The following is a 23952-nucleotide window of genomic DNA, read 5'->3' as shown; positions in this document are numbered from 1 at the left end:
ATGACCCCTATGTCCAAACCGGTCGTCACCCGCTTCGCACCTTCCCCTACTGGCTTCCTCCATATCGGTGGCGCCCGCACGGCGCTGTTCAACTGGCTGTATGCCCGTGGTCGCGGCGGTAAATTCCTACTGCGCATCGAAGACACCGACCGCGAACGCTCTACCCCCGAGGCCACAGCTGCAATCTTGCAGGGAATGGAATGGCTGGGACTGGACCATGATGGCGACGTTATCAGCCAGTTCGACGGTGCTGCGCGTCATGCCGAAGTCGCCAATCAACTGCTAGCGGAAGGCAAAGCCTACAAATGTTTTGCCACGCAAGAAGAAATCGCCGAGTTCCGCGAGCAGGCCAAGGCGGACGGCAAGTCCACCCTGTATCGTTCGCCCTGGCGTGATGTTGATAGCGCAGATCACCCGGATGCCCCCTATGTGGTCCGCATCAAAGCGCCGCAGAGCGGCATTACCACCATCAAGGATCAGGTTCAGGGCGATGTGACCATCCGCAACGACCAGCTGGACGACATGATCCTGCTGCGCTCGGACGGCACCCCAGTCTATATGCTGGCAGTTGTGGTCGACGATCACGACATGGGCGTGACCCATGTGATCCGGGGTGATGACCACCTGAACAATGCCGCCCGTCAGATGACTATCTACGAAGCAATGGGCTGGGATGTTCCGGTATGGGCTCATATCCCATTGATTCACGGGCCAAATGGCAAAAAACTATCAAAGCGCCACGGCGCATTGGGTGCCCAAGAATATCAATCCATGGGCTACCCCGCTGCCGGTATGCGCAACTATCTGGCGCGACTGGGTTGGAGCCACGGTGACGATGAATTCTTTACCGACGCGCAGGCGCTCGACTGGTTTGACTTTGACGGGATCGGCAAAAGCCCGGCCCGTTTTGACACCAAAAAGTTAGAAAACCTGTCTGGCCAGCACATCGCCGTTAGCGAAGATGCCGCATTGCAGCACGAAATTCAGGCATATTTGGCCTCGGCCGGTCAACCAGCCCTAAATGACGTGCAGTCAGCTAATCTTGAAAAAGCGATGTACTGCCTTAAAGAACGGGCCAAGAAATTCCCCGATCTCCTTGAAAAGGCTGAATTTGCACTGGCATCTCGCCCTATTCAGCCGGATCAGAAGGCAGCCAAGGCTCTGAGTTCAGTATTCATACGTATACTGAGTGAATTGACGCCGCAGTTGCAAAATGTTAGCTGGACACGAGATGATCTGGAGAGGCTTCTGAATAGTTTAGCAGAAGCCCATGACACCAAGTTCGGAAAGCTGGCTGGACCCCTAAGGGCAGCGCTTGCCGGCCGCGCGGTGACACCTTCAGTTTTTGACATGATGCTGATACTGGGCCGCGAAGAAACCATGGCCCGTCTCGCTGACACTGCAGGTTGAACTGGCTTACCGCTGTTCTGACCTGTTCCACGACATAACGCCTGCTCTCCACTTGCGCAGGACATACCTGCATGGAGTGGCCCGCTGCCGCTCCATGCCTGTAACAGGAAGGGATATCCATGACCGACACCAAGAAGTCCGCCACGCTTAGCCTCAATGGCGAATCCTATGAACTGCCGATCTTTTCGCCGACAGCCGGCCCTGATGTTCTTGATATCCGCAAGCTTTATGCCCAAGCGGGTGTGTTCACCTATGATCCGGGTTTCACATCGACAGCAAGCTGCGACAGCACCATCACATTTATTGATGGCAACAAGGGCGAGCTGCTGCACCGCGGTTACCCAATCGACCAGCTGGCAGGCAAATCGCACTACCTAGAGGTCTGCTATCTGCTGTTGTACGGTGAACTGCCAACAGCCACACAGCTGGAAGACTTCGAAGGCCGGGTCACTCGCCACACGATGGTGCACGAACAGATGCACAACTTCTTCCGCGGTTTCCGTCGCGACGCCCACCCAATGGCCACTTTGGTTGGTGTTGTTGGCGCGATGTCTGCGTTCTACCACGATTCAACGGATATTTCGGACCCGTGGCAGCGCGAAGTTGCGTCGATCCGTCTGATCGCCAAACTGCCAACCATCGCTGCGATGGCCTATAAGTATTCGATCGGGCAGCCATTTGTGTATCCACGTAACGACCTGGATTACGCTGCGAACTTCCTGCACATGTGTTTCTCGGTTCCTGCCGAAGACTACAATGTGAACCCGATCCTGGCCCGCGCCATGGACCGTATCTTTACCCTGCACGCTGACCACGAGCAGAACGCGTCGACATCGACAGTCCGTCTGGCCTCGTCTTCGGGTGCCAACCCGTTTGCCTGTGTTGCTGCTGGCATCGCCTGCCTGTGGGGCCCTGCCCATGGTGGTGCGAACCAGGCCTGTCTGGAAATGCTCAAGGAAATCGGAACCGTTGACCGCATCCCTGAGTTCATTGCCCGCGCCAAGGACAAGAACGACCCGTTCCGCCTGATGGGCTTTGGTCACCGTGTTTACAAAAACACCGATCCACGCGCCACAGTGCTGAAACAATCGGCTGACGAAGTGCTGGAGCTGTTGGGTATCGAAGACAACCCACTTCTGCAGGTTGCCAAAGAGCTGGAACAGACAGCCCTGCATGACCCCTATTTCATCGACAAGAAGTTGTTCCCCAACGTCGACTTCTATTCGGGCATCATCCTAGAGGCGATGGGCTTCCCGACGTCGATGTTCACACCGATCTTTACCGTTGCACGGACCGTCGGTTGGGTATCGCAGTGGAAGGAAATGATCGCCGATCCACAGAACAAAATTGGCCGTCCGCGTCAGCTGTACCTGGGTGAAACCACTCGCAACTATACCGATATTGAGAATCGGTAACTCAACCCTGCGGGGTTGTTCAGCTGAACTTATATTGCAGAAGCCCCAAACCTTACGGTTTGGGGCTCTTTTTTGAAACAATCCCCACTAATAAGTGGTTATTGTTCTAACGATTGAAAATACAGAGCTTTTTCCTTGACCCTCTCCAGTGTGAAGTCTTAATTTTCCGTAAATACTTCATAATTTGAACACATTTCTCAGAACGGATTTTAAAATGATTTGGATGACTTTAATTGGATTAGGTCTGGTTGCAGGCATTGCTATTCACAGTGACGACGAAGAGCTCGATACGTCTTCCGATGACAACGATCAGCCACCAGTTTATCAGGAAACCGACGTGCCAACCAATGACAACGATTTCCTTCAGGGAACCAACGGTGCTGATACCCTTCTTGGAGCGGGCGGCGATGACCTGATTTACGGTGAAGACGGGAATGACCGAGAGTTCGGCAATAGTGGTAACGACCGCCTTTATGGTGATGGTGGCGATGACAGTCTGTTTGGTGGCTCAGGAAACGACTTTATCCATGGTGGTCTGGGGGACGACAGTATTCTAGGTGGCGATGGAAACGACATACTTGTCGATGGTAAAAACTCTACCGGCTCCGATACAATTCAAGGTGGCCCGGGCCATGATGTAATTCTCGGTGAAGCCGGAGATGACTCGTTGAACGGTGGCACCGGAAATGACTTCATTTTTGATCAAGAAGGTACAGACACCCTTAAAGGTAGCTCTGGAAATGATGCCATCATAAGTAGCGGTTTTTGGGATGAAACTGAAGAAACGCCCGAGTGGGATTTTTCAAAGGACACTGATCTAGAGGGAGATGTGGTTGAAGGGGGATATGGCAACGATGATATTACCTTTGGCATTGATGACACTGTAACTGGCGGCGCTGGGGAAGATTACTTTATTGTAGGTGATTGGCTTGCGGGAGACGGATCAGCAACCGTTACAGACTTTGACAGTGAAGAGGACACTCTGGTTTATCTTTTTGATGACGGTGAGACGCCTCCTGTCATAACCTCGACCCTCAAAACAAATTCGGAAGGAGGCGTCGACGCCTTTGTACTTGCCGACGGGCAAGAGGTTGTTCGCTTGGTTGGCGCAGGCCCAACGTTTGACCCGGCGTCACACTCAACCTTTGTGACAAAATCTGTATGGGTCAACTGATCTCACTTTAGTAAAGACCACGCGGGAACGAACTGCTGCAAATGTTAAGCCGCCGCTTGGTCACAAGCGGCGGCATATTTTTTTACCGGCCTTCGAATTTAGCCGGACGCTTTTCCTGAAATGCAGTGACACCTTCCAGGAAGTCACGTGACTTGCCGCATTCGCCCTGTAGGTGCGCCTCGACCGACAGCTGTTCCGGCAGGCTGTTGCCAGAGCTGGCCCGGATTGACTGTTTGATTGCGCCAAACGCCTTGGTTGGGCCCTTGGCAAGATAGGTCGCACGTTCGCGCCACTGGTCAGCGAAATTCTCATCTGGAACCGCTTCCCAGATCATGCCCCAGTCACTGGCTTGCTTGGCCGAGATCTTGTCGGCAAACAGCGCTGCACCCATAGCTTTGGCCATGCCCATCTGACGTGGCAAGAACCAGGTACCACCGGCATCGGGCATCAGGCCAATACGGGCAAAGGCCTGCATGAAATAGGCGCTTTCCGTGGCGATCACCACGTCAGCCGCCAGCGCCAGATTGGCCCCTGCCCCAGCCACCGGACCATTCACTGCAGAAATGGTCGGCACTGGACAATCATAGACCGCCTCTAGCATCGGGGTGTACTCATCCCGCAGGGTCCGCTCCAGATCCAGATCATTGGCGTTGCTGGCGTCGCTCAGATCCTGCCCCGAGCAAAATGCCGTGCCAGCACCGGTCATGACAACGGCTCGGGCCTCTTCGCCGGCCCGGCGCATGGCATGGGTGATCTCGGCCCGCATCTGGCTTGTCAGCGCATTCATCTTTTCCGGGCGGTTCAGCGTCACAATCGCCAACCCATCCGCCAACAAATAGGTAATTTCCTTATAGTCCATCACTCGGCCTCACATCATTATACGTTGTCTGCATGCTGACTTAGGTAGCCGGACGGTGAAAGGCAAACGCGACGTCAGGCAAAACCGGTTTTTGTGCCTCGCGCAGCTCAGAAATCAGTGCCCGAGCGTCGGTTGGGACCGGTTGTTCTACCCGTTGATATTGCGATCCGTCCTTGGTTCGGGTCAGCAGTTTCATTTCAACCAGCGAGCGGCGGATCTGGGCGGCATCGCCAACGGCCGTTTTCTGGTCGATGACATCGCTGATCTCCCGCTCGTTCAGGATGGTCCGAGGCGGCAACAGAGCCCAGACAGCCCAGAGGCACAGGTGTTGTACACTGGTCTTACCCGGCCAATTGGCAAACTGGCCCTTGTCGTCAAAGTTTCGCAGGGCGCGATCAACTTTACGCCGGTCGACCTCGGGTTCAGGTGTGTTCTCGGCTCTCAGGTGTTGAAAGTTCTTATAGCCGGCCGCTTTGGCCACGACGTTCAGCATTTCAACGTGGCTGGGGGCATCAGGCAATACGCTGCGCAGCGATTTGGTAAAGCTGGAAAGGTCGGCAATGGTCAACCGAATAACATCCCGGGTCATAGTCTTCTCCCATGGATACCGCAGCCCATTCAGGGATGTGGATGCCCGCCCTTATCCAGATGGTATCCTGAGTAAAAAGGATCCGGATCAATGATATGCAGGTTTAGCGCATGGCGGAGCCTGGGTGAACTGCTGACCGAGTTCACCCTAGCAACCCGTAACGAGATGCGCAATCACTCGTCGAGCAGTTCCTTTAGCCGGGCCTGCTCTTCATCGGTCAGCCCTGTGTCATTCCGTTTCGGGGCGTTAGAACGCCCGCGCACGTAAAGGCCAGACATGATCAATGCCAGAATGAACATCCCCGGCCCAGCCGCCCACAGCAGCCAGTTGGCGCCGCTTGTTGTGGGCCGCAGCAGCACATACTCACCATAGCGATCAACGATAAAGTCCATGGCTTCTGTATCGCTGTCACCGCTCACCAGACGTTCACGAAGCAATATCCGAAGATCACGGGCCAGCTCAGCATTGCTTTCGTCGATGCTTTCGTTGCGACAAACCAGACAGCGCAAATCTTTGGACAACTCGCGAGCTCGTGCCTCTAGCGCGGGATCATCCAAAACTTCGTCCGGTTCAACCGCCCATGCTGAGCCAATCAGGCTCAGCATGACGGCACAAGTCGCGACCCAGTTTTTCCAGGCTCTGATCATTCCGCCGCAACCCCTTCAATTCGAGTTTTGCGAGCACCAGCAGCAACCCGGTACCTGCGATCTGTCAGTGACAGCAAACCACCCAGCGACATCAGCAAGCAACCGCCCCAGATCCAGTTGGCCAGCGGTTTAATATAGGTCCGGACAATCCAGCCACCATCAGCTTGTTGATCGCCAATAACGACATACAAATCGCGCAGGAACCGGTAATCAATCGCGGCTTCGGTTGTTGGCATCCGCGTCACCGGATAATCGCGTTTTTCTGGCTTCATCATAGTCACCAGCTGCCCTGCTTTGGTTACCCGTACATTCGCAGTTGTTGCGTAATAGTTCGGTCCACGACTGCGGTCGACACCTTCCAACGTCAATGTGTAGGCACCAACCTCGAACGGTTGACCGACAGCAACAACCCGAATGTCTTCTTCTTCCCAGGCGGTCAGCCCGGCAATCGCAAACATCGTGATGCCAAGACCCGCGTGAGCACATGCCTTGCCCCAATCCGCCCGTGGCAGCCGGATGAGGCGCGCAAGACGCCCTGGCAAGCCCGAACGACCTGTACGCGACCATAGATCAACAATCGCGCCAAACACCATCCAGGACCCAAGGAACAATCCAACTGGTCCCAACAGGGATCGCCCTGTTTGCATGGTCCATGCGGCCAAGCCAAGGGCTACAGCCAGAACAAACACATAGCGCAGGGTCCAAATAGCACGGCCCAGCTTGCCCCGTTTCCACGGCAACATCGACCCAACAGGCAGGACAATACCCAACAACACCATGAACGGCGTAAAGGCAGCATTGAAGAACGGTGGTCCAACACTCAGCTTACGGTCAAAGAACATCTCGGCAATGATGGGCCACATGGTGCCAAAGAACACCACGAAACAGCTTACAGCCAACAGAACGTTATTGACCACCAGCATGCTCTCACGGCTCACCCCACCAAACACACCTTTGGCTTCCATCGCCTGCGCACGGGTCGCAAACAGGGTCAGCGCACCACCGGTAAAGATCGCAAGGATATACAGGATGAATACCCCGCGCACCGGATCGTTGGCGAATGCATGCACCGAAGTCAGCAAGCCTGAGCGCACGATAAACGTCCCGATCAGCGAAAAGCTGAACGCCAGAATTGCCAGCAGAATTGTCCAGCTTTTCAACGCCTCGCGTTTTTCGACCACAATCGCACTGTGCAGCAGCGCAGTTGCCAAAATCCACGGCATGAACGAAGCGTTTTCAACAGGATCCCAGAACCAGAAGCCACCCCAGCCAAGTTCATAGTAGGCCCACCAGCTACCCAGAGCGATGCCGATGGTCAAAAACACCCAAGCAGCCAGCGTCCATGGCCGGACCCAGCGCCCCCATGCCGCATCAATGCGACCTTCGATTAGGGCAGCGATGGCAAAGGAAAACGCCATGCTCAGACCTACGTAGCCAAGGTACAAAAACGGCGGGTGAAACGCCAAGCCAGGATCCTGCAGCAATGGGTTCAAATCCTGACCGTCAAACGGTGGTACTACCATGCGCAAGAACGGGTTCGACGTGAACAAAAGAAAGGCAAAGAACGCGACCCCAATTGATGCCTGAACAGCCAGTACCCGCGCCCGCAGGGTTGGCGGCAAGCCTCCGCCAAACACCGAAGCCACTGCGCCAAATAGCGTAACAATCAGCACCCAGAGCAACATCGAGCCCTCGTGGTTACCCCATGTTCCACTGATCTTGTACAGCATCGGCTTGGCCGAATGGCTGTTCTCAACCACAAGCCGCAGCGAGAAATCTGAAGTCACAAAAGCCCAGGTCAGGGCCCCAAATGAGAAAGCCGTGAACAGGAACTGCGCCTGTGCTGCCGGCTCTGCAACGGCCATCCATCCCGGCCATCGATTATAGGCCCCAATCAAGGGCACCACCATCTGCACGATGGCAATCAAAAACGCGAGGATGAGGGCGAAGTGTCCGAGTTCTGTAATCATACTATCTGTATAGGCCGAACTAAACGGGGGGCCAATGGCAATCGCCTCGCCAAGACGTCACAGAACTGTGCATCATGTCGCACCCCCAAGACGCGTTTGGTTCCACTGCTCCAAGGCCGGGTTTTCACCTGGTCTGACGACCTCCAACTCATCCTCTGCCACATCATGCGTTGCCGCTCTTCCGGGCTGATCAATCTCTTATGCACGCAGGGTCGAAATGTTTTGGACAACCTGTGGGACACGCATCATGCTCTGCACCATATCCCTTTGTAATTCCTGATGTTTCACCTGTTGCCGCGCACCAAAATAGAACGACACAACAACGCCCAATAACCACCACAGGGGCTCTGGTACTAAGGCGATGCCCTGCATGCGCTGCGCAAACCAAACCGGATCTGCCATTGCCGAGATCATCAAGCCCAGGGTTCCCAACGCCAAAGCGGGTCGTGGCAGCCGATTCACCCCATCCATCAGCCGATCAAACCAACCTCTTTGAGCCGTAACAAATTCTCCCTGCATTTGCTTTAGCGCCGCGATCTGCATGTCGTGCCCGCGCAGCGCTCCTGCTTCTGCATTTTCACGAAACACCTCTGCCGTTTCCCGTAACACATTGCGGTTGTTGCCAAAAACTGCATTCAAAATATCAAAGATCACCCCCATGCGGCCACCCGCGCACGAAAGGCTTGTTCAGACAGGTGATAGCAAGGCGACAGGAACTCCTCGGCGCGGCGAATCCACCCGCCCTTGCCGCCTGATCGGGACCGCACATATTTGCGGCTCGCCACCCGATGATCCGCGAGCCGAAAATAATAGTTTCGCCGGGCGATTCCATAGGCGTCTTTTAGCGCTGTCTCATCCACCGCACTGGCCGCCTATGCCGCGGTTGCGGTCTGCGGCCCGATCACCCCATCTGCCGCAACTTCATACCCCATATCCCCGAGAAGCCTCTGCAGGATTTTAACCGCATTGCTGCCAGCATTTACATACATATCAAACACAGAGGCCTGCAGTTCCGCCGGAAGGTTAGAAATCTGCGGCGCATAAAAATAGTGTTCGACAAATATCTCCGCCGCCTGTGCCTGACTAAGCCCCTTCACATCATCAACGTCGACCCGCCCGTCATGGGTCACATCCACCCCCAAACGCTGCAAAGTCGCCAAGGTCACACCGTACTTGGTCGCGCCGCCCGGATCATCAGGATCATTCACATAGCCGCCTTCACGGGCAACAATATCCTCGGCAATCTGTTGCACTGTCTGCATCACGCACTCCTATTGGAACCGCTCAGCATTCTGGGCCCGAAATCTTAACCACCCAAAAGCAGAGCGCGCGCCCTGTTATCCAGACCGCGCGCTTCTTCTTGTCTTAAATGCCTCTGCCGGAGACAACACCCGATAGGGTGCTTTAGCTTTCTGGCTCTACGTAAACGCCCTGCTCTTTCAGCGCGTCCACAACTTCCTTCGGCATGTAAGTCTCATCGTGCTTGGCCAGAATTTCAGTGGCTACGAACACGCCATCTACATAGCTTCCGGTGCCAATCATGCCTTGGTTTTCTTCGAACAGATCAGGCAAAACCCCGGAATAAGTTACCGGAACGGTTGCGCCACCATCAGTCACTGAAAAGGTAATGGCCATGCCTTGGCCCTTCACCAACGAGCCCTCTTCGACTAGGCCACCAATCCGAAAGACTTCACTGGCCAACGGCGGCTCGGCGATCACGGCGCTGGGGGAGCGGAAGTAGTTGATCCCATCTTGCAATGCCCAACCAATCAGCCCGGTGGCCAGCACCAGCGTCACGATTGACACCATAATAATCTGTACGCGCCGCCGTTTTTTCAGTGTCTTCATTTCATCCTCACGGGAATATTGGGGCCATCATCAGCCCCGTTGTTTCAGGCTCACCTAACATCAGATTTGCGTTCTGCAAGGCCTGGCCGCTGCTACCTTTTGTCAGGTTATCCAGCGCCGCAATAATAATCACCCGCCCCTCAATCCGGTCGGCAGCAACTCCGATATGGCAGAAGTTGGAGCCACGAACATGGTGGGTGCTAGGGGCCTCGCCAAATGGCAGCAAGCTTATAAACGGTTCGTCCGCATAGGCCGTCGCAAAGGTCTGATGGATCTCTTGCGCATCACCTTTGACATAGGCTGTCGCCAAGATGCCCCGATTGGCAGGCATCAGGTGTGGTGTGAACTGGATCTGAACTGGACGGCCAGCGACTGCCGAGAATTCCTGATCGAATTCGCCCAGATGCCGATGAGTGCCGCCAACGGCATAGGCATTGTAGCCCTCGCTCAGCTCGGCGTGCAGCAGACCCTCTTTTAACGAGCGACCGGCACCGGACACCGCGCATTTCAAATCTAGGATGATATCATCCAGATCAATGACACCAGCCGAGATCAAAGGCCGTAAAGCAAACTGCCCCGTCGCCGCATTACACCCCGTCCCTGCCACCAGACGTGCGGCTGCGATGTCCTGACGGTAGAACTCAGTCAGGCCATAAACCGCCTCTTTCTGCATCTCTACTGCAGAGTGCGGGTTGCCGTACCATTTTTCATATTCAGCTGGATCCCGCAGACGGAAGTCTGCCGACAGATCGACGATTTTCAGCGTATCAGGCAGTGCCGAGATCACCTCTTGGCTGGTTTTATGCGGCAAGGCACAAAAGCACAGGTCAACCTGAGAGAAATCAATTTCTCCGATCTTACATAGGGTTGGCAGTACAAGGTGACGTAGATGAGGGAAAACCTGCGCCATTTCCATGCCTGCCTTACGGTCAGCGGATAGCGCAGCAATTTCGATGGCCGGGTGTTGCGAAATCAACCGGACCAGTTCAGCGCCAGTGTAACCACTGGCACCCAGAATAGCGATTTTATGGGTCATGTCAGACCTCTTTCTTGGATGTCACATGTCATCGCCGTGACTGACGATGAAAATAGAATTGGAAAGGATGGGCGCCTTGACTTAGATCAGGCGTATTCTTCAAGCGGCAGAAAAAGTGATTTCTCGTCGCAAAAACTGGGTCGCGCGATCGCTCACACGGGCCGCGTCACCGCTGGTCAGGAAACCACCCGGTCCGGTCCCCAACATATCGGGATGACGTTCCAGATAATGGGCCAGGCTTTCTGCTACCAGTTCACCCTGGCTGAACACTTTCACATCCGGACCAAGCGCCTTTTGAAAGCAATCTTCCATCAGCGGATAATGCGTGCAGCCAAGAATGGCCGCTTGCGGCTTGGGCATCTTGCGCATCAACGCGTCCACATGGCTACGCACCAGGGCCTCGGCCAAGATCTCATCGCCATCTTCAATGGCATCCACCACGCCACCGCAGCTTTGCGCTTCGACGTCTACACCGATGGCGCGAAAGGCCAGCTCGCGCTGGAACGCCCGGCTGGCCACCGTTGCCGGAGTGGCAAAGAGGGCCACATGTTTGACCGCAACTTCACGTGGCGGCGAGTTATCGCCCCACTCTCGCTCGGTCAGCGCCTCGATCAGAGGAACAAAAACACCCAGCACACGTTTGCCCGGCGGCAGGCCACCTTCCTGCATGCGACGCAGCGCGGCGGCGCTGGCAGTGTTACAGGCCAGAATCACCAGATCGCAGCCATGCGCCCACATGGTTTCAACCGCCCGTCTGGTCAGCTGAAACACATCTTCGGCGTCGCGCACCCCATAAGGCGCATGTGCATTGTCACCATAATAAAGGAAATCAACATCAGGCAGCCGTTGCTGCGCTGTGTTCAGAACGGTCAGACCGCCCAATCCGGAATCAAAAATACCAACTGCCATAGTCCCTGTCAGGCCTGGTGCCTGTCCTCGAAGTCATAGCCGTAACTGTACGTTTTTAGCGGCGTTCCAGACAGCTCATACTTGGCTTTGCACAGGAAATCCATGGCTCCCTTGGCATCTGTGGCCGTCATGGGTCATTTTGGGCAAAACTTGGCCCGCAAACAGCATTAACACTTTTGGGTGGCCTTGGACCGGGGCCAGCCCCGAACCCCGGGATATTTTTGGCCAGATGAAGATCCATCCGGTCGTGTTAGAGCGCCGCCCGGCGCTCTAACACATGAGTGTGTTTGGCTTACTCGGCAGCCTTATCGACCTGAGTACCGCCCTGAGCCAGTACAGCCAACAATTCCTCGCGGCGTTTGGCTGCTTTCAAGGCCGTCTCATGTTTGACGGGGCCGAACCCCTTGATCTGCAACGGCACTTCGGACAAGGCGATGAGTGGTTCCAGAATTTCAGGGCTGGCTTTTGGCAGCCAGGCCTTCATGTCCCGCTCGTATTCCTTGATCAGCGCGCGTTCCATTTTCCGATCAGCCGTGTAGCCGAATATGTCCATAAGAGTGCCGCGCAGGGATTTCATCTTTGCCAAGAGGCGCAGCAGGCGCAACATGCCGGGGCCGAACTTGCGTTTCTTGGGGCGGCCATTGGCATCCTTGCCGCCCAGAATGGGCGGTGCAAGGTTGTAGGAGAGTTTGAAATCGCCCTCGAACTCGACCTCTGCCTTGTCGCGGCTGTCCAACAGCAAGCGCGCAACTTCATACTCGTCCTTGTAGGCCAGCAGCTTGTAATAGCCCTTGGCAACACCCTCTTTCAGAGCTGGATCACTGATCCCATTCAGCAACTTCTCATAGCGCTTTGCCAAACGAGGCCCCTGATAATCGACCAATTTTTTGCTGCGCAGAGCAATCTTTTCGTCCAATGATAGAGGAAGTTTTGCCACCTTTGGGGCGCTAAGTTGCGCGGCCTCAGACGGGAACAACACGGCCCAGCGGCCGATTTCGAAGGCACGCAGATTACGTTCAACAGCGGCGCCGTTCAGTGTGATGGCCTGGGTCAGTGCATCGTGACTGAGCGGGATCAAACCGCGCTGCCAGGCGCCACCAAAGACCATCATGTTGGAGAAGATCGAATCCCCCAGAGTTGCTTTGGCCAGATCAGTCGCATCAAACAGATCCAGCTGATCCCGCAGGCGTGCCTCTAGCGCCAATTCCAGCCGATCAGTCGGAATGCTAAAGTCGGTGTTACGCGTAAAATCACCCGTAATGATTTCGTGGCTGTTGACCACGGCACCGGTTTGGCCTGTCGCGGTTAGTCCCAGTGTTTTGGACCCGGCACTGACAACAAGATCGCCGCCGATCAGCGCATGGGCCTCACCTGTGGCAACCCGAATGGCGCTGATGTCTTCAGGGCGGTTGGCCAGACGACAGTGGATATGCACTGCACCGCCTTTTTGCGCCAGACCAGCCATTTCCATCATGCCGGCACCTTTGCCGTCAATCTGTGCGGCCTGCGCCAGCACTGCACCCAGTGTCACCACGCCAGTCCCCCCAACACCGGTGATCACCACGTTGAAGGTGCCATTAATGGCAGGCAGCTCTGGTTGAGGCAGATTGGGCAGGTCCAGTTCAGCGGTGGCGTTCTTACGTGGCTTACCGCCCTCGATGGTCAGGAACGACGGACAGAAGCCGTTCAGGCACGAGAAATCCTTGTTGCAAGAGGATTGATCAATGGCGCGCTTGCGGCCCAAATCGGTTTCCACCGGCACAATCGACACGCAGTTTGACTGAATACCGCAATCGCCGCAGCCTTCGCAAACGTCGGTATTGATAAATACCCGCTGATCCGGATCCGGGAACAACCCGCGCTTGCGGCGACGACGCTTTTCGGCAGCGCAGGTCTGGATATACAGGATGGCCGAGACGCCCTCGACTTTTTCGAACTCGCGCTGAACCGTCATCAGTTCACTGCGCTCATGCATTCGCATGCCGCTGGGGAATTCGCTGGCCTTTACATCCTCTTTTTCGTCATAGACCACGGCCATGGTTTTGACGCCCATCGCCACCAGCTCGTGGGCAATGCGGCTTGCATCCAGACCGCCTTCGTTGCCCTGCCCGCCAGTCATGGCAACCGCATCATTGTACAGGATCTTGTAGGTGATGTTGGTTCCCTCAGCCAATGCCGCGCGGATCGCCTGCACGCCTGAGTGATTGTATGTGCCATCGCCAAGGTTCTGGAACACATGCGGGCGTTTGGAGAACGGGGCTTCGCCGATCCAGTTGGCGCCCTCGCCGCCCATATGCGTAAAGCCGGTGGTTTCGCGGTCCATCCACTGCACCATGAAGTGGCAGCCGATACCGGCATAGGCGCGTGAGCCTTCGGGCAGTTTGGTAGAGGAGTTGTGCGGACAACCAGAGCAGAAATACGGCAGACGTGTCGTGATTTCTTCGGCGTTATCAGCGCGCCGGGCCTCGTCCAGTGCCTGTAACCCGGCATGAATGGCCTCGGTCTCGCGGCCCTCTTCGATCAGGATCTGTCCCAGTTTCTCGGCAATCATGATCGGATCCAGAGCGTAACGTGTCTGGAACAGCTCTTCGCCATGCATCGAACCCGCACCGCCGCCCTTGTGCCAGCCGTAGACACGGCGGCCGCGGCGGTCATCAAAGATTGCCTCTTTGATCTGAATTTCAATCAGTTTGCGTTTTTCTTCGACCACGACAATCAGGTCCAGACCTTCGGCCCAGTCATGGAAGCCTTTCATATCCAGTGGGAAGGTCTGGCCAACTTTATAGGTTGTGATCCCCAATCGTTCGGCTGTGTTTTCATCAATGTTCAGCAGCGATAGCGCGTGGGTCAGGTCCAGCCAGTTCTTGCCAGCCGCGACAAAACCGATCTTGGCACCGCGCTGCCCCCAGATACGCTTGTCCATTTTGTTGGCATGGGAGAATGCCTCGGCAGCAAAGCGTTTGTGGTCAATGATGCGGTCTTCTTGTTTAAACCGATCATCGACAAGCCGGATGTTTAGCCCGTCAGAGGGCATATCAAACTCAGGCGTGACAAGTTTCATCCGGTTTGGATCGCCATCCACAACCGAAGTCACCTCAATCGTGTCTTTCATGGTTTTCAAGCCGACCCACAGCCCTGAGAACCGGCTAAGCGCAAGGCCGTAGATCCCGTAATCCAGAATCTCCTGTACACCCGCCGGACTAACGATCGGCAGGTAGGAATCCATCAAGGACCATTCTGACTGGTGTAGAACAGTCGAGCTCTCGCCGGTGTGGTCGTCGCCCATGGCCATCAGCACGCCGCCATGTTTGGAACTGCCTGCCATATTGGCGTGGCGAATGACGTCGCCTGAACGGTCAACACCCGGCCCCTTGCCGTACCATAGACCAAACACGCCGTCGTATTTGCCTTCGCCGCGAACCTCGGCCTGCTGACTGCCCCACAGAGCTGTCGCGGCGAGGTCTTCGTTCAATCCGTATTGGAACGTTACATCCGCAGCCTTTAGCTGCTTTTCTGCCCGCGCCATCATTGTATCGACAGCACCCAGAGGAGAACCCCGGTAACCTGTGACCAGTCCCGCTGTATTCAGGCCAGCTGTTGTGTCACGCATTTTCTGCATCAGCATTAAGCGCACCAGCGCCTGTGTGCCGTTCAGCATGACCGAGTGTTTCTCTAGGTCATACTTATCGTTAAGTGAAAACTCTTGCTTGCTCATCTGGGCCTCCCAACCGTGACAGCGTGCCTTATTTGCCCTCATTATTAGGTCACAAATACTGACCTGTATAGCCATTTTTCTGAAATTTTACGATTTGACCTCGGATCAAATTGAAAAAACCAATACAATTCATATAGTCTACGCCTAACAGATCAAAAGAGATGGCTATGGACTGGGACAAGCTGAGAATATTCCACGCGGTTGCTGATGCGGGCAGCCTAACCCATGCCGGCGACAAGTTGAATCTGTCGCAATCCGCTGTAAGCAGACAGATTCGCGCGCTTGAAGAAAGCCTGAGTGCGACACTGTTTCACCGACATGCGCGCGGTCTGATCCTTACCGAACAGGGCGAACTTTTGTTCGACGCTACAGCGGCAATGTCAAAGCGGCTTGAGACAGCTTCGGCCCGGATCCGCGATAGCGATGAAGAGGTATTTGGAGAGCTGCGGGTCACCACCACCTTTGGCTTTGGCACCCTCTGGCTGGCGCCGCGCCTAACCAAACTGTACGAGCAATACCCCGATCTGAAAATCGATCTTATGCTGGAAGAACGCGTTCTCGACCTTCCGATGCGCGAAGCCGATGTTGCGATTCGGATGAAAGAGCCGAGTCAGGCCGATTTGATCCGCAAACGATTGATGACTGTCAAAATGCGGCTTTATGCATCCCGTGCCTATCTGGACCGAAATGGCACCCCCGAGCAATTATCGGACATTTCCCAACACCGGTTGATTTGCCAGAACCCCAAATCCGCACAGGTTGGCTCTGCTGCTGTTCTCGTACAGAAACTCATGACCCATAATCCTCAATCATTGCTCACAGTGAATAACTACTATGGCGTTCTGCAAGGGGTGTCCCACGATCTGGGAATTGGTGTTTTGCCAGATTATGTCACCGAAGACTCCCCCGATCTGGTACAGATTTTGCACAGCGATCAGGCAGGTGAGGTCCCTGTATACTTGGCCTATCCGGAAGAATTACGCCATTCACGGCGTATTTCAGCGTTTCGTGACTTTGTCCAAAACGAGATCATCGCCCACCGCAAGCACCTGAAAGAACTCGGCAAAATTTAGCTATGCAAAAATCGCATAGCGGGTTTGTCAGTCTTCTGACATTTCTTGGCTTGAAGGGGCAATTTAGCGCGCCTAAATCACATCTCGAAGGTGACGACATTTGCTTCACCTTCATACCTCCCTGTTGGACTTCGGCCGAGCCTAGTGCTCGGCCTTTTTTTTTGCTTTTCCTATCAAGTAATTTCCAGCAAAGTGGCGGCAACACTCAATAATTGTTTTTTACACAGCCCACAGGCTCAATCGTTCACCTATTTTGACCTGAGTGCTGTATTCCAAGAGGACAGAATGAAAACTGTATCAAGGCCTTTTGCTCGGATAATTAAAATCATTGGAATTGTCACTTTGATGGCGCTGGGCTTGTCGACGCCCCTTGCCGCTCAAAACCCAATGGTTCCCTCTACCGGGGACACATCTGAAGCTGTCGCGTTACCCGATACGTTAACTCCAGAAGCGATCCATGAGATGGTCGCCCGCATGTCAGACGATCAGGTTCGCGGCCTATTGCTTGACCGATTAGACGCTGTCGCCGCGGCTCAGACGAAAGCAGAAAACGGCAAGGGCTTGCTCACAACCCTGCAGGAAACCTGGGTGGCCTTCTACTCACCAACAGTAGACGCTGTTAGCAAGCTTCCAGTTCTTTTTTCAAAACATGGCGAAGCACTTTCAAACTTCCGTGCATCGTTTGGCAACCAAGGTCTGCTAAAACTGTTTGCGTTCATGGGCATTGCCATTGCAGCGGGCATAGCAGCAGAAATGGTCACCAACCTGTTGACCCGTCGCTGGCAGGGCGCTGAAACGGCAGCCGAAGACGCCAACCTTTGGACTGCGCTTAGCTTCCTAACGCGCCGATTTGGCCGAGATATTTTAGGGCTTGTCGCATTTTACTTTGCACTGCGCACCGTTGGCCTTGCGCTACTTAACCCAGCCCAATTGGCGTTTGCCGCACCTTTTGTCACCTATCTGATTTGGTTCCCGCGCCTTGGCGCCGCCCTGTCCCGCTTTGTACTTGCACCGCACCGGTCTGACTTACGGCTGGTCAATGTCGACGACCACTGGGCAGGTTTTCTGCACCGCAACCTGATTGGTCTGGTGCTGCTAGGTGGCTTTACTCTTTTCCTAGTAGGATTTGATGCCCGCAATGGTGTCACCATCTTCGAAACACGCGTTTCATTCTGGCTGAACACTGCCGTGCACATTTATGTGGCGCTGGTTTTCTGGACCGCACGACAGGGCCTATCCGATATGATGTTGGGAACAGATCCCGACCGCAGCCGATTTGACGAATGGGTCGCCTGGGCCTACCCGTTTTTCGCCGTTGGCGTTGCGGCTGTGACCTGGATAATTGTCCAGATCCTTGCCGGTCATCAGCAATTCAAGTTGCTGCTAACCGCACCACACTACACGACCATGTTCTGGCTGCTGCTTGCCCCAGCAATTGACACTGCGATCCGTGGTCTGGTCCGTCACCTGTTGCCTCCAATGATCGGCGAAGGCCCCGTGGCCGAGGCCGCCTATAAGGCAACCAAGCGCAGCTATATCAAAATTGGCCGCGTCGTTGCTGGCCTATTTGTGATCCTGCGCGTTGCCGATGCTTGGCAGTTTGACCTTCGCAACCTGGCGGCTGCTGGTGTTGGTGAGCGGTTCGCCACCAATTTTGTTGAGTTCACCATGACCATTGCCACCGGCTACGTGATCTACGAATTGGTCTCGCTTTATGTGAACCGCAAGCTCGCCAAGGAGCAAACATCCGTCACCGCAGTCGAAGGTGATCTTGGCGGTGGCGAAGGTGGTGGCGCAGGTGGGTCTCGATTAACCACAGTTCTGCCGCTGGCGCTGGTCAGTGCTCAAACTGGGATTATCGTGATCTTTGGCCTACTGGCCGTTGGCAGTCTTGGCATCGACATCACACCGCTTCTCGCTGGTGCTGGTATCTTGGGCTTAGCTATCGGCTTTGGTGCACAGAAATTGGTGACTGATGTGGTGTCAGGCGTGTTCTTCCTGATCGACGACGCCTTCCGCGTTGGCGAATATGTCGAGGTTAGCGGAACCATGGGAACAGTCGAGAAAATCTCAATCCGCTCTATGCAACTGCGTCACCACCGAGGCTTGGTGCACACCATTCCCTATGGCGAAATCCCCAAGCTGACAAACTTTAGCCGTGACTGGGTGATCATGAAGCTGATGTTCACTGTTCCCTTTGACACTGACCCTAACAAGGTCAAAAAGATCTTTAAGAAGATCGGTGCCGAGATGATGCAAGAACCGTTGTTCAAGGACGACTTCCTTGAACCGTTCAAAAGCCAAGGTGTGTTCCAGTTTGACGATGTTGGTATCGTCATGCGCGGTAAGTTTATGGCCAAGCCTGGCACGCAGTTCACAATCCGCAAGGAAATCTACAACCGGGTTCGCAAAGAATTCGACGCCAATGGTATCGAATTTGCCCGTCGCGAAGTCCGCGTTGCTCTTCCCGGTGGAGAAGAGGTTGAGAACCTGAACGAAGCAGACAAGACCGCGATTGCTGCTGCCGCAGGTGCAGCCGTTCAGCAGCAAGTTGAAGCCAAACAAGCTGAAGCTGACGCAGCTAAGAAAGCAAAATAAACTTGACCAACACTGAGTGGAACATGACTGATCATATTTCCTCGTCATTCCTGTCAGGCGCGTTTGGATATTCGCGCCTGACACACATGCAAAGTGGCCTCTTTCGCGCTGTCACTTTGGCATTTTCGTGCGGTCTTACGCCTCAGGCAGCGCTGGCCGTTGGCGCAGACGACGTTCACCGGCAAATGGGTCACGTTGAAACCGCTGGAAAAGAGACCAGCTTTGGTTTTAGCAACGGTTCAGTGATTGTCGCACCGGTTCCGTTTTCCAACCCAACAATTGGCTCGGGGCTGGCCCTTGGCGCAGGCTACCTGTTCAAAAATGATCCCGACTCAAAAACTTCAGTCATTGGGATTGGCGCCATGCGTTCTGACAACGGAAGTCAGGCCGTCGGGCTGATGACCAACCTAGCCTTTAACAACAACCGATGGCTGGCAAACTTTTTTGCTGGCAAGGCTGATGTTCGATATGATCTGTACACTGATAACATTGCTGTTCCCGTACATCAGGATGGCGACCTGGCACGTTTCAATCTGGCCTACGGTGCCACCGAGGATCTGTCGTTTGGTGGTGTCTTTCGATATGTGAATACTTCCGTTTCCCTGGATGGCTCCGGTGGGTCCATTATACCTCCAGAGTATTCTCCGGACTTGAAACTAGAAATCATCACTGCGGGCTTTAGCGCCGACTGGGATCGCCGCGATAACAGTGATTATCCCACAGACGGATCCCGCCTGACCGCCGAGGCAACCCGAGGCTTTTTCTTAGGCAGGGACAGAGCCAGCTATGATAAAGCTCATGTCATCTACGACCTCTACCACCCCCTCGGGACGGACAAGACCGTGGCCTTTCGCGGCGTCGCCTGCGCGGCAACAGACGAGACCCCGTTCTTCGACCAGTGTTCAATCGGGGCTACAGACAATATGCGGGGGTTCAACTCTACTCAATTCCTTGACCTTCGATCCACATCGCTACAGGCGGAATACCGGCAAAGATTTGGAGCCCGTTGGGGGGGCGTTGCTTTTGGCGGCATCGGATGGACCGGTGAAGATCTTGGTTCGCTAGGTAACGACGGCAGCCATAGCGCAGTCGGAATTGGTGTTAGGTACCGTGTATCCAAAAAGTTCCCGGTCGATTTTTCCGTAGACATAAGCCACAACAATTTGGGCGATGACCAAATCTATATCTATGTCGGACAACGTTTCTGACGGCGCACTGCCACTAAAACCCTTCTCGAAAAACTCCCGCGCCTGCGCACAGCATTGGCAAAGCCAATCCTCCTTGCCGACTTGGGCGTAGCGCCGCGCTTTGCGCGGCGCTACGCCCAACGGGAACGGGTATCTATGATACCCAGAGACGGGCGGGAGTTGCCAATTTCCGGATATTTCATGCACTGAGCTCTAGAAATGGCAGGTGCTGAAACGGGAATTTCCGCTTTTCCCTTCCCACTGCGGCCAGCTTGGCCTAAAAGGCGCCAAATCCAGCCATCCGGGGACAAATGATCGATGCAGGAACCAGCTATCACATCCGAACTGATTGAAAGCCACGGATTGAGCCCAGACGAATACGAGCGCATCCTGGAAATCATGGGCCGTGAGCCCACCTATACCGAGCTTGGCATTTTCTCGGCTATGTGGAACGAGCACTGTTCTTACAAATCATCCAAGAAATGGCTGCGCACTTTGCCAACCGAAGGCCCCCAAGTCATCTGCGGCCCTGGTGAAAACGCCGGCATCGTGGACATCGGCGATGGTCAGTGTGTGGTGTTCAAAATGGAAAGCCACAACCACCCTAGCTACATCGAGCCCTATCAGGGCGCGGCAACCGGGGTTGGCGGCATTCTGCGCGACGTATTCACTATGGGCGCACGCCCCATTGCTTCGATGAACTCGCTGTCGTTCGGCGAGCCTGCGCATCACAAGACCACTCAGCTGGTTAACGGTGTCGTTGAAGGTGTTGGCGGATACGGCAACTGCTTTGGCGTGCCCTGCGTTGGTGGCGAAGTACGGTTCCACCCGGCATATAACGGCAACTGCCTGGTCAATGCCTTTGCGGCGGGCCTGGCTGACAGCGACAAGATCTTCTATTCAGCTGCGTCTGGCATCGGCATGCCGGTTGTCTACCTAGGCGCCAAAACTGGCCGCGACGGTGTTGGTGGTGCAACCATGGCCTCGGCTGAATTTGACGACACTATCGAAGAAAAGCGCCCAACTGTTCAGGTTGGTGACCCCTTCACCGAAAAACGCCTGATGGAAGCCACGCTAGAGCTGATGGGCACCGGTGCCGTGATCTCGATCCAAGATATGGGCGCTGCTGGTCTGACCTGTTCCGCAGTGGAAATGGGCGACAAGGGCAAGCTGGGCGTTAAACTGAACCTCGAAGACGTACCACAGCGCGAAGAGAACATGACAGCCTATGAGATGATGCTGTCGGAATCTCAGGAACGCATGCTGATGGTTCTTAACCCTGAGCTGGAAGCCGAAGCCCGCGCTGTATTTGTGAAATGGGATCTGGATTTTGCCATCGTGGGTGAAACCATCGCCGAAGACCGGTTCCTGATCCTGCACAACGGCGAGGTCAAAGCAGACCTGCCGCTGGCAACACTGGCTGGTTCAGCCCCTGAATATGACCGCCCTTGGGTCCCTACCCCGGCAGCTGCGCCGCTGACTGACGCTCCTGAGGTAGATCCGATTGAAGGTCTGAAAGCACTGATTTCGTCGCCGAACTATGCCGCTAAGCAGTGGGTCTACGAGCAGTATGACACCACAGTAATGGGCGACACCACCCGCCGCCCCGGTGCTGGATCAGGCTTGATCCGCGTGCATGGCACAGACAAGAAACTGGCGTTCACCTCGGACGTGACCCCGCGTTACGTTAAGGCCAACCCAGTTGAAGGTGGCAAACAGGCCGTTGCCGAGGCTTATCGCAATCTGACGGCTGTTGGCGCCAAGCCATTGGCAACAACCGACAACCTGAACTTCGGCAACCCAGAAAAGCCCGAAATCATGGGCCAGTTCGTTGGCGCCCTCGAAGGTATTGGCGCAGCGGTTGCCGCTCTGGACATGCCGATCGTGTCGGGCAACGTATCGCTATACAATGAAACTGACGGCCAGGGCATCCTGCCGACACCAACAATCGGCGCTGTTGGACTGGTTGAGGCTGGTGAGGAGCCCATCATTGGTGAAGCACGTGATGGCCACATTGCCCTGTTGGTTGGTGAAACTGCTGGCCACCTTGGTCAGTCTGCCCTGCTGGCAGAGCAGTTTAACCGTGAAGATGGCGACGCGCCTCAGGTGGATCTGGCAACCGAAAAACTCAACGGTGAATTCATCCGTGCCAATCGGGAACTGATCAAGGCCTGTACAGACCTTAGCGATGGTGGCCTAGCACTGGCAGCCTTTGAAATGGCCGAAGAAGGTGGTGTTGGCGTACAGATTGACGCCAGCAGCACCGCTGAACTGTTTGGCGAAGATCAGGCGCGCTACCTAGTGGCTTGTAACTTTGACCAGGCCGAGGCCCTGCTGCTAGAGGCCGGTCAGGCTGGCGTAGCAATTGCCACAGTCGGTCGCTTTACCGGTGACGCGGTCAGATTCGGCGCTTCAGAGGCGTCTTTGGAAGAGCTGGCCTCTATCTATCGCAGTAGCTTTGCCGCTTCGATCGCCTAATAGACAATCATCCTAAATAACTTTGAACCGACCCTCACTTTGTGACGGTCGGTTCTTCCCCTTGCAGCCCTGCCCCTGTGCATCTACATCATAGGCAAAGAGACAGGAGACGACCCCAATGGCCATGCTAGCCTCAGACATCGAAGCGCTGATCCGCGAGAGCTTCCCCAATGCCAAGATCACTGTAATGGGAGATGATGGTGTTCATTTCTCTGCCGAAGTGATCGACGAGAGCTTTCGTGGCAAGAACCGCGTTCAACAGCAACGTGCTGTAATGGCAGCACTGAAGGGCAAAATGGACGGCTCCAACGGCGAAATCCACGCATTGGGACTGACCACCAAAGCGCCTGAATGACAGTAGCGTCCTGGATCCTTAGCGGTGTTATCGCGCTAGTGGTTGCAGCGATTGCCATCGAAGCCTATCTAAAGCGCAATCGTCGGCAGCCACTGTCCAAGTTTTAACCCAAACCGCGCGTAATGACGGAAAAGGTTGAGCTAGGACAAGAAGGCACCGATACGAAAGTGGTCAATAGGACCCACGAGAAAATATGAGCGGTTGGCAAAAACCTACTGGGGCAAAAACCGCTGTATGATGAAATAACGCGCCACTGTCGGCGCACCGAATTAAGGAAACGCGACATGACTGACGCAAAGACCCGCATCGATGAAACCGTCAAAGCCAACGACGTGGTGCTTTACATGAAGGGCACCAAGGACATGCCGCAGTGTGGCTTCTCGTCCAAGGTTGCAGGCGTGCTGAACTACATCGGCATCGACTACACTGACGTCAATGTATTGGCCGATGAAGACATCCGGCAGGGCATCAAAGACTACTCTGACTGGCCGACTATTCCTCAGCTGTATGTCAAAGGTGAGTTTGTCGGCGGTTGCGACATCATTGTTGAAATGACCCTGTCCGGCGAGTTGGACGGCATGTTTGACGAAAACGGCATCGCGTATGACAAAGACGCATCTAACAAGATCCGCGAAGCCAACGGCTAAACTGATATAAGTACACAAGAAAAGGGCTGCTCAGTTTTCTGC

Annotated in this window: 19 protein-coding genes and 1 pseudogene; 9 read left to right on the top strand and 11 right to left on the bottom strand. The window is 54.9% G+C overall.

Going from position 1 to position 23952, the window contains the following annotated elements; genetic code table 11:
• Positions 1–9: 9 nt before the first annotated feature.
• From gltX to DL239_RS07325, 3 genes are all read left to right on the top strand, one after another.
• Positions 10–1410 (top strand): glutamate--tRNA ligase, encoded by a 1401-nt coding sequence (gltX, locus tag DL239_RS07335; RefSeq protein ID WP_167683360.1) that lies wholly within the window; start codon positions 10–12, stop codon positions 1408–1410.
• A 119-nt stretch (positions 1411–1529) separates the two neighbouring features.
• Positions 1530–2825, top strand: a complete 1296-nt coding sequence (gene gltA, locus DL239_RS07330; protein ID WP_167683359.1) for a citrate synthase — start codon at positions 1530–1532, stop codon at positions 2823–2825.
• 214 nt (positions 2826–3039) lie between these two features.
• On the top strand, positions 3040–3999 hold the full coding sequence (locus DL239_RS07325; protein ID WP_206188382.1) for a calcium-binding protein: 960 nt from the start codon (positions 3040–3042) through the stop codon (positions 3997–3999).
• Positions 4000–4081: 82 nt separating this feature from the next.
• Here DL239_RS07325 and DL239_RS07320 read toward each other — a convergent pair whose 3' ends face one another.
• From DL239_RS07320 to DL239_RS07270, 11 genes and pseudogenes are all read right to left on the bottom strand, one after another.
• Positions 4082–4858 carry an enoyl-CoA hydratase-related protein gene (locus tag DL239_RS07320; RefSeq protein WP_167683357.1) on the bottom strand — a complete coding sequence of 259 codons (777 nt, stop codon included), beginning with the start codon at positions 4856–4858 and terminating at the stop codon, positions 4082–4084.
• Between the two features lie 40 nt (positions 4859–4898).
• Positions 4899–5447, bottom strand: a complete 549-nt coding sequence (locus DL239_RS07315) for a DUF2087 domain-containing protein (RefSeq protein WP_167683356.1) — start codon at positions 5445–5447, stop codon at positions 4899–4901.
• Between the two features lie 173 nt (positions 5448–5620).
• Positions 5621–6094, bottom strand: coding sequence for a cytochrome c-type biogenesis protein (locus tag DL239_RS07310; protein ID WP_167683355.1), 474 nt, complete (start codon positions 6092–6094; stop codon positions 5621–5623).
• Positions 6091–8064: a heme lyase CcmF/NrfE family subunit gene (locus DL239_RS07305; protein ID WP_167683354.1), complete on the bottom strand. Its 1974-nt coding sequence runs from the start codon at positions 8062–8064 to the stop codon at positions 6091–6093. The genes DL239_RS07310 and DL239_RS07305 overlap by 4 nt, the downstream gene beginning before the upstream one ends.
• A gap of 198 nt (positions 8065–8262) precedes the next feature.
• A complete protein-coding gene (locus DL239_RS07300; protein WP_167683353.1) occupies positions 8263–8724 on the bottom strand; it encodes a holin family protein in 462 nt (153 codons plus the stop codon).
• Positions 8715–9326: pseudogene (locus DL239_RS07295) on the bottom strand (holin-associated N-acetylmuramidase). Before DL239_RS07295 ends, DL239_RS07300 begins: the two are co-directional and overlap by 10 nt.
• Before the next feature lie 142 nt (positions 9327–9468).
• Positions 9469–9912: a cytochrome c maturation protein CcmE gene (ccmE, locus tag DL239_RS07290; RefSeq protein WP_167683352.1), complete on the bottom strand. Its 444-nt coding sequence runs from the start codon at positions 9910–9912 to the stop codon at positions 9469–9471.
• 7 nt (positions 9913–9919) lie between these two features.
• Entirely contained in the window at positions 9920–10948 is a 1029-nt protein-coding gene (gene argC, locus DL239_RS07285) for an N-acetyl-gamma-glutamyl-phosphate reductase (protein ID WP_167683351.1), read from the bottom strand.
• A 99-nt stretch (positions 10949–11047) separates the two neighbouring features.
• Entirely contained in the window at positions 11048–11857 is an 810-nt protein-coding gene (locus tag DL239_RS07280) for a glutamate racemase (RefSeq protein ID WP_167683350.1), read from the bottom strand.
• An 8-nt stretch (positions 11858–11865) separates the two neighbouring features.
• Positions 11866–11988, bottom strand: coding sequence for a hypothetical protein (locus DL239_RS21655; RefSeq protein WP_439650853.1), 123 nt, complete (start codon positions 11986–11988; stop codon positions 11866–11868).
• 161 nt (positions 11989–12149) lie between these two features.
• Positions 12150–15572, bottom strand: a complete 3423-nt coding sequence (locus tag DL239_RS07270) for an indolepyruvate ferredoxin oxidoreductase family protein (RefSeq protein WP_167683349.1) — start codon at positions 15570–15572, stop codon at positions 12150–12152.
• A gap of 167 nt (positions 15573–15739) precedes the next feature.
• Here DL239_RS07270 and DL239_RS07265 point away from each other — a divergent pair, with 167 nt between their 5' ends.
• The 6 genes from DL239_RS07265 to grxD all read left to right on the top strand — a co-directional run bounded on the left by DL239_RS07265 (position 15740) and on the right by grxD (position 23910).
• The gene (locus DL239_RS07265; protein WP_167683348.1) at positions 15740–16645 is read left to right on the top strand and encodes a LysR family transcriptional regulator; all 906 of its coding nucleotides are present in this window, start codon (positions 15740–15742) and stop codon (positions 16643–16645) included.
• Between the two features lie 285 nt (positions 16646–16930).
• Positions 16931–19243 (top strand): mechanosensitive ion channel family protein, encoded by a 2313-nt coding sequence (locus DL239_RS07260; protein ID WP_167683347.1) that lies wholly within the window; start codon positions 16931–16933, stop codon positions 19241–19243.
• A 23-nt stretch (positions 19244–19266) separates the two neighbouring features.
• A complete protein-coding gene (locus DL239_RS07255; RefSeq protein WP_240931791.1) occupies positions 19267–20451 on the top strand; it encodes a BamA/TamA family outer membrane protein in 1185 nt (394 codons plus the stop codon).
• A 297-nt stretch (positions 20452–20748) separates the two neighbouring features.
• The gene (gene purL / locus DL239_RS07250) at positions 20749–22908 is read left to right on the top strand and encodes a phosphoribosylformylglycinamidine synthase subunit PurL (protein ID WP_167683346.1); all 2160 of its coding nucleotides are present in this window, start codon (positions 20749–20751) and stop codon (positions 22906–22908) included.
• 118 nt (positions 22909–23026) lie between these two features.
• Positions 23027–23263, top strand: coding sequence for a BolA/IbaG family iron-sulfur metabolism protein (locus DL239_RS07245; RefSeq protein ID WP_167683345.1), 237 nt, complete (start codon positions 23027–23029; stop codon positions 23261–23263).
• 284 nt (positions 23264–23547) lie between these two features.
• Entirely contained in the window at positions 23548–23910 is a 363-nt protein-coding gene (gene grxD, locus DL239_RS07240) for a Grx4 family monothiol glutaredoxin (protein WP_167683344.1), read from the top strand.
• Positions 23911–23952: the final 42 nt, after the last annotated feature.

It is taken from the genome of Parasedimentitalea denitrificans (assembly GCF_011813015.1).
Classification (GTDB): Bacteria; Pseudomonadota; Alphaproteobacteria; order Rhodobacterales; family Rhodobacteraceae; genus Parasedimentitalea; species Parasedimentitalea denitrificans.
Note: the sequence above shows the minus strand (reverse complement) of the source record. Positions and strands in the feature narration are given on the sequence as shown.

Excerpts from the sequence above, each read along its gene's own strand:
- gltX (WP_167683360.1), top strand. The coding sequence starts at position 10 with ATGTCCAAACCGGTCGTCACCCGCTTCGCACCTTCCCCTACTGGCTTC.
- gltA (WP_167683359.1), top strand. The coding sequence starts at position 1,530 with ATGACCGACACCAAGAAGTCCGCCACGCTTAGCCTCAATGGCGAATCC.
- DL239_RS07325 (WP_206188382.1), top strand. The coding sequence starts at position 3,040 with ATGATTTGGATGACTTTAATTGGATTAGGTCTGGTTGCAGGCATTGCT.
- DL239_RS07320 (WP_167683357.1), bottom strand. The coding sequence starts at position 4,858 with ATGGACTATAAGGAAATTACCTATTTGTTGGCGGATGGGTTGGCGATT.
- DL239_RS07315 (WP_167683356.1), bottom strand. The coding sequence starts at position 5,447 with ATGACCCGGGATGTTATTCGGTTGACCATTGCCGACCTTTCCAGCTTT.
- DL239_RS07310 (WP_167683355.1), bottom strand. The coding sequence starts at position 6,094 with ATGATCAGAGCCTGGAAAAACTGGGTCGCGACTTGTGCCGTCATGCTG.
- DL239_RS07305 (WP_167683354.1), bottom strand. The coding sequence starts at position 8,064 with ATGATTACAGAACTCGGACACTTCGCCCTCATCCTCGCGTTTTTGATT.
- DL239_RS07300 (WP_167683353.1), bottom strand. The coding sequence starts at position 8,724 with ATGGGGGTGATCTTTGATATTTTGAATGCAGTTTTTGGCAACAACCGC.
- ccmE (WP_167683352.1), bottom strand. The coding sequence starts at position 9,912 with ATGAAGACACTGAAAAAACGGCGGCGCGTACAGATTATTATGGTGTCA.
- argC (WP_167683351.1), bottom strand. The coding sequence starts at position 10,948 with ATGACCCATAAAATCGCTATTCTGGGTGCCAGTGGTTACACTGGCGCT.
- DL239_RS07280 (WP_167683350.1), bottom strand. The coding sequence starts at position 11,857 with ATGGCAGTTGGTATTTTTGATTCCGGATTGGGCGGTCTGACCGTTCTG.
- DL239_RS21655 (WP_439650853.1), bottom strand. The coding sequence starts at position 11,988 with ATGACGGCCACAGATGCCAAGGGAGCCATGGATTTCCTGTGCAAAGCC.
- DL239_RS07270 (WP_167683349.1), bottom strand. The coding sequence starts at position 15,572 with ATGAGCAAGCAAGAGTTTTCACTTAACGATAAGTATGACCTAGAGAAA.
- DL239_RS07265 (WP_167683348.1), top strand. The coding sequence starts at position 15,740 with ATGGACTGGGACAAGCTGAGAATATTCCACGCGGTTGCTGATGCGGGC.
- DL239_RS07260 (WP_167683347.1), top strand. The coding sequence starts at position 16,931 with ATGAAAACTGTATCAAGGCCTTTTGCTCGGATAATTAAAATCATTGGA.
- DL239_RS07255 (WP_240931791.1), top strand. The coding sequence starts at position 19,267 with ATGACTGATCATATTTCCTCGTCATTCCTGTCAGGCGCGTTTGGATAT.
- purL (WP_167683346.1), top strand. The coding sequence starts at position 20,749 with ATGCAGGAACCAGCTATCACATCCGAACTGATTGAAAGCCACGGATTG.
- DL239_RS07245 (WP_167683345.1), top strand. The coding sequence starts at position 23,027 with ATGGCCATGCTAGCCTCAGACATCGAAGCGCTGATCCGCGAGAGCTTC.
- grxD (WP_167683344.1), top strand. The coding sequence starts at position 23,548 with ATGACTGACGCAAAGACCCGCATCGATGAAACCGTCAAAGCCAACGAC.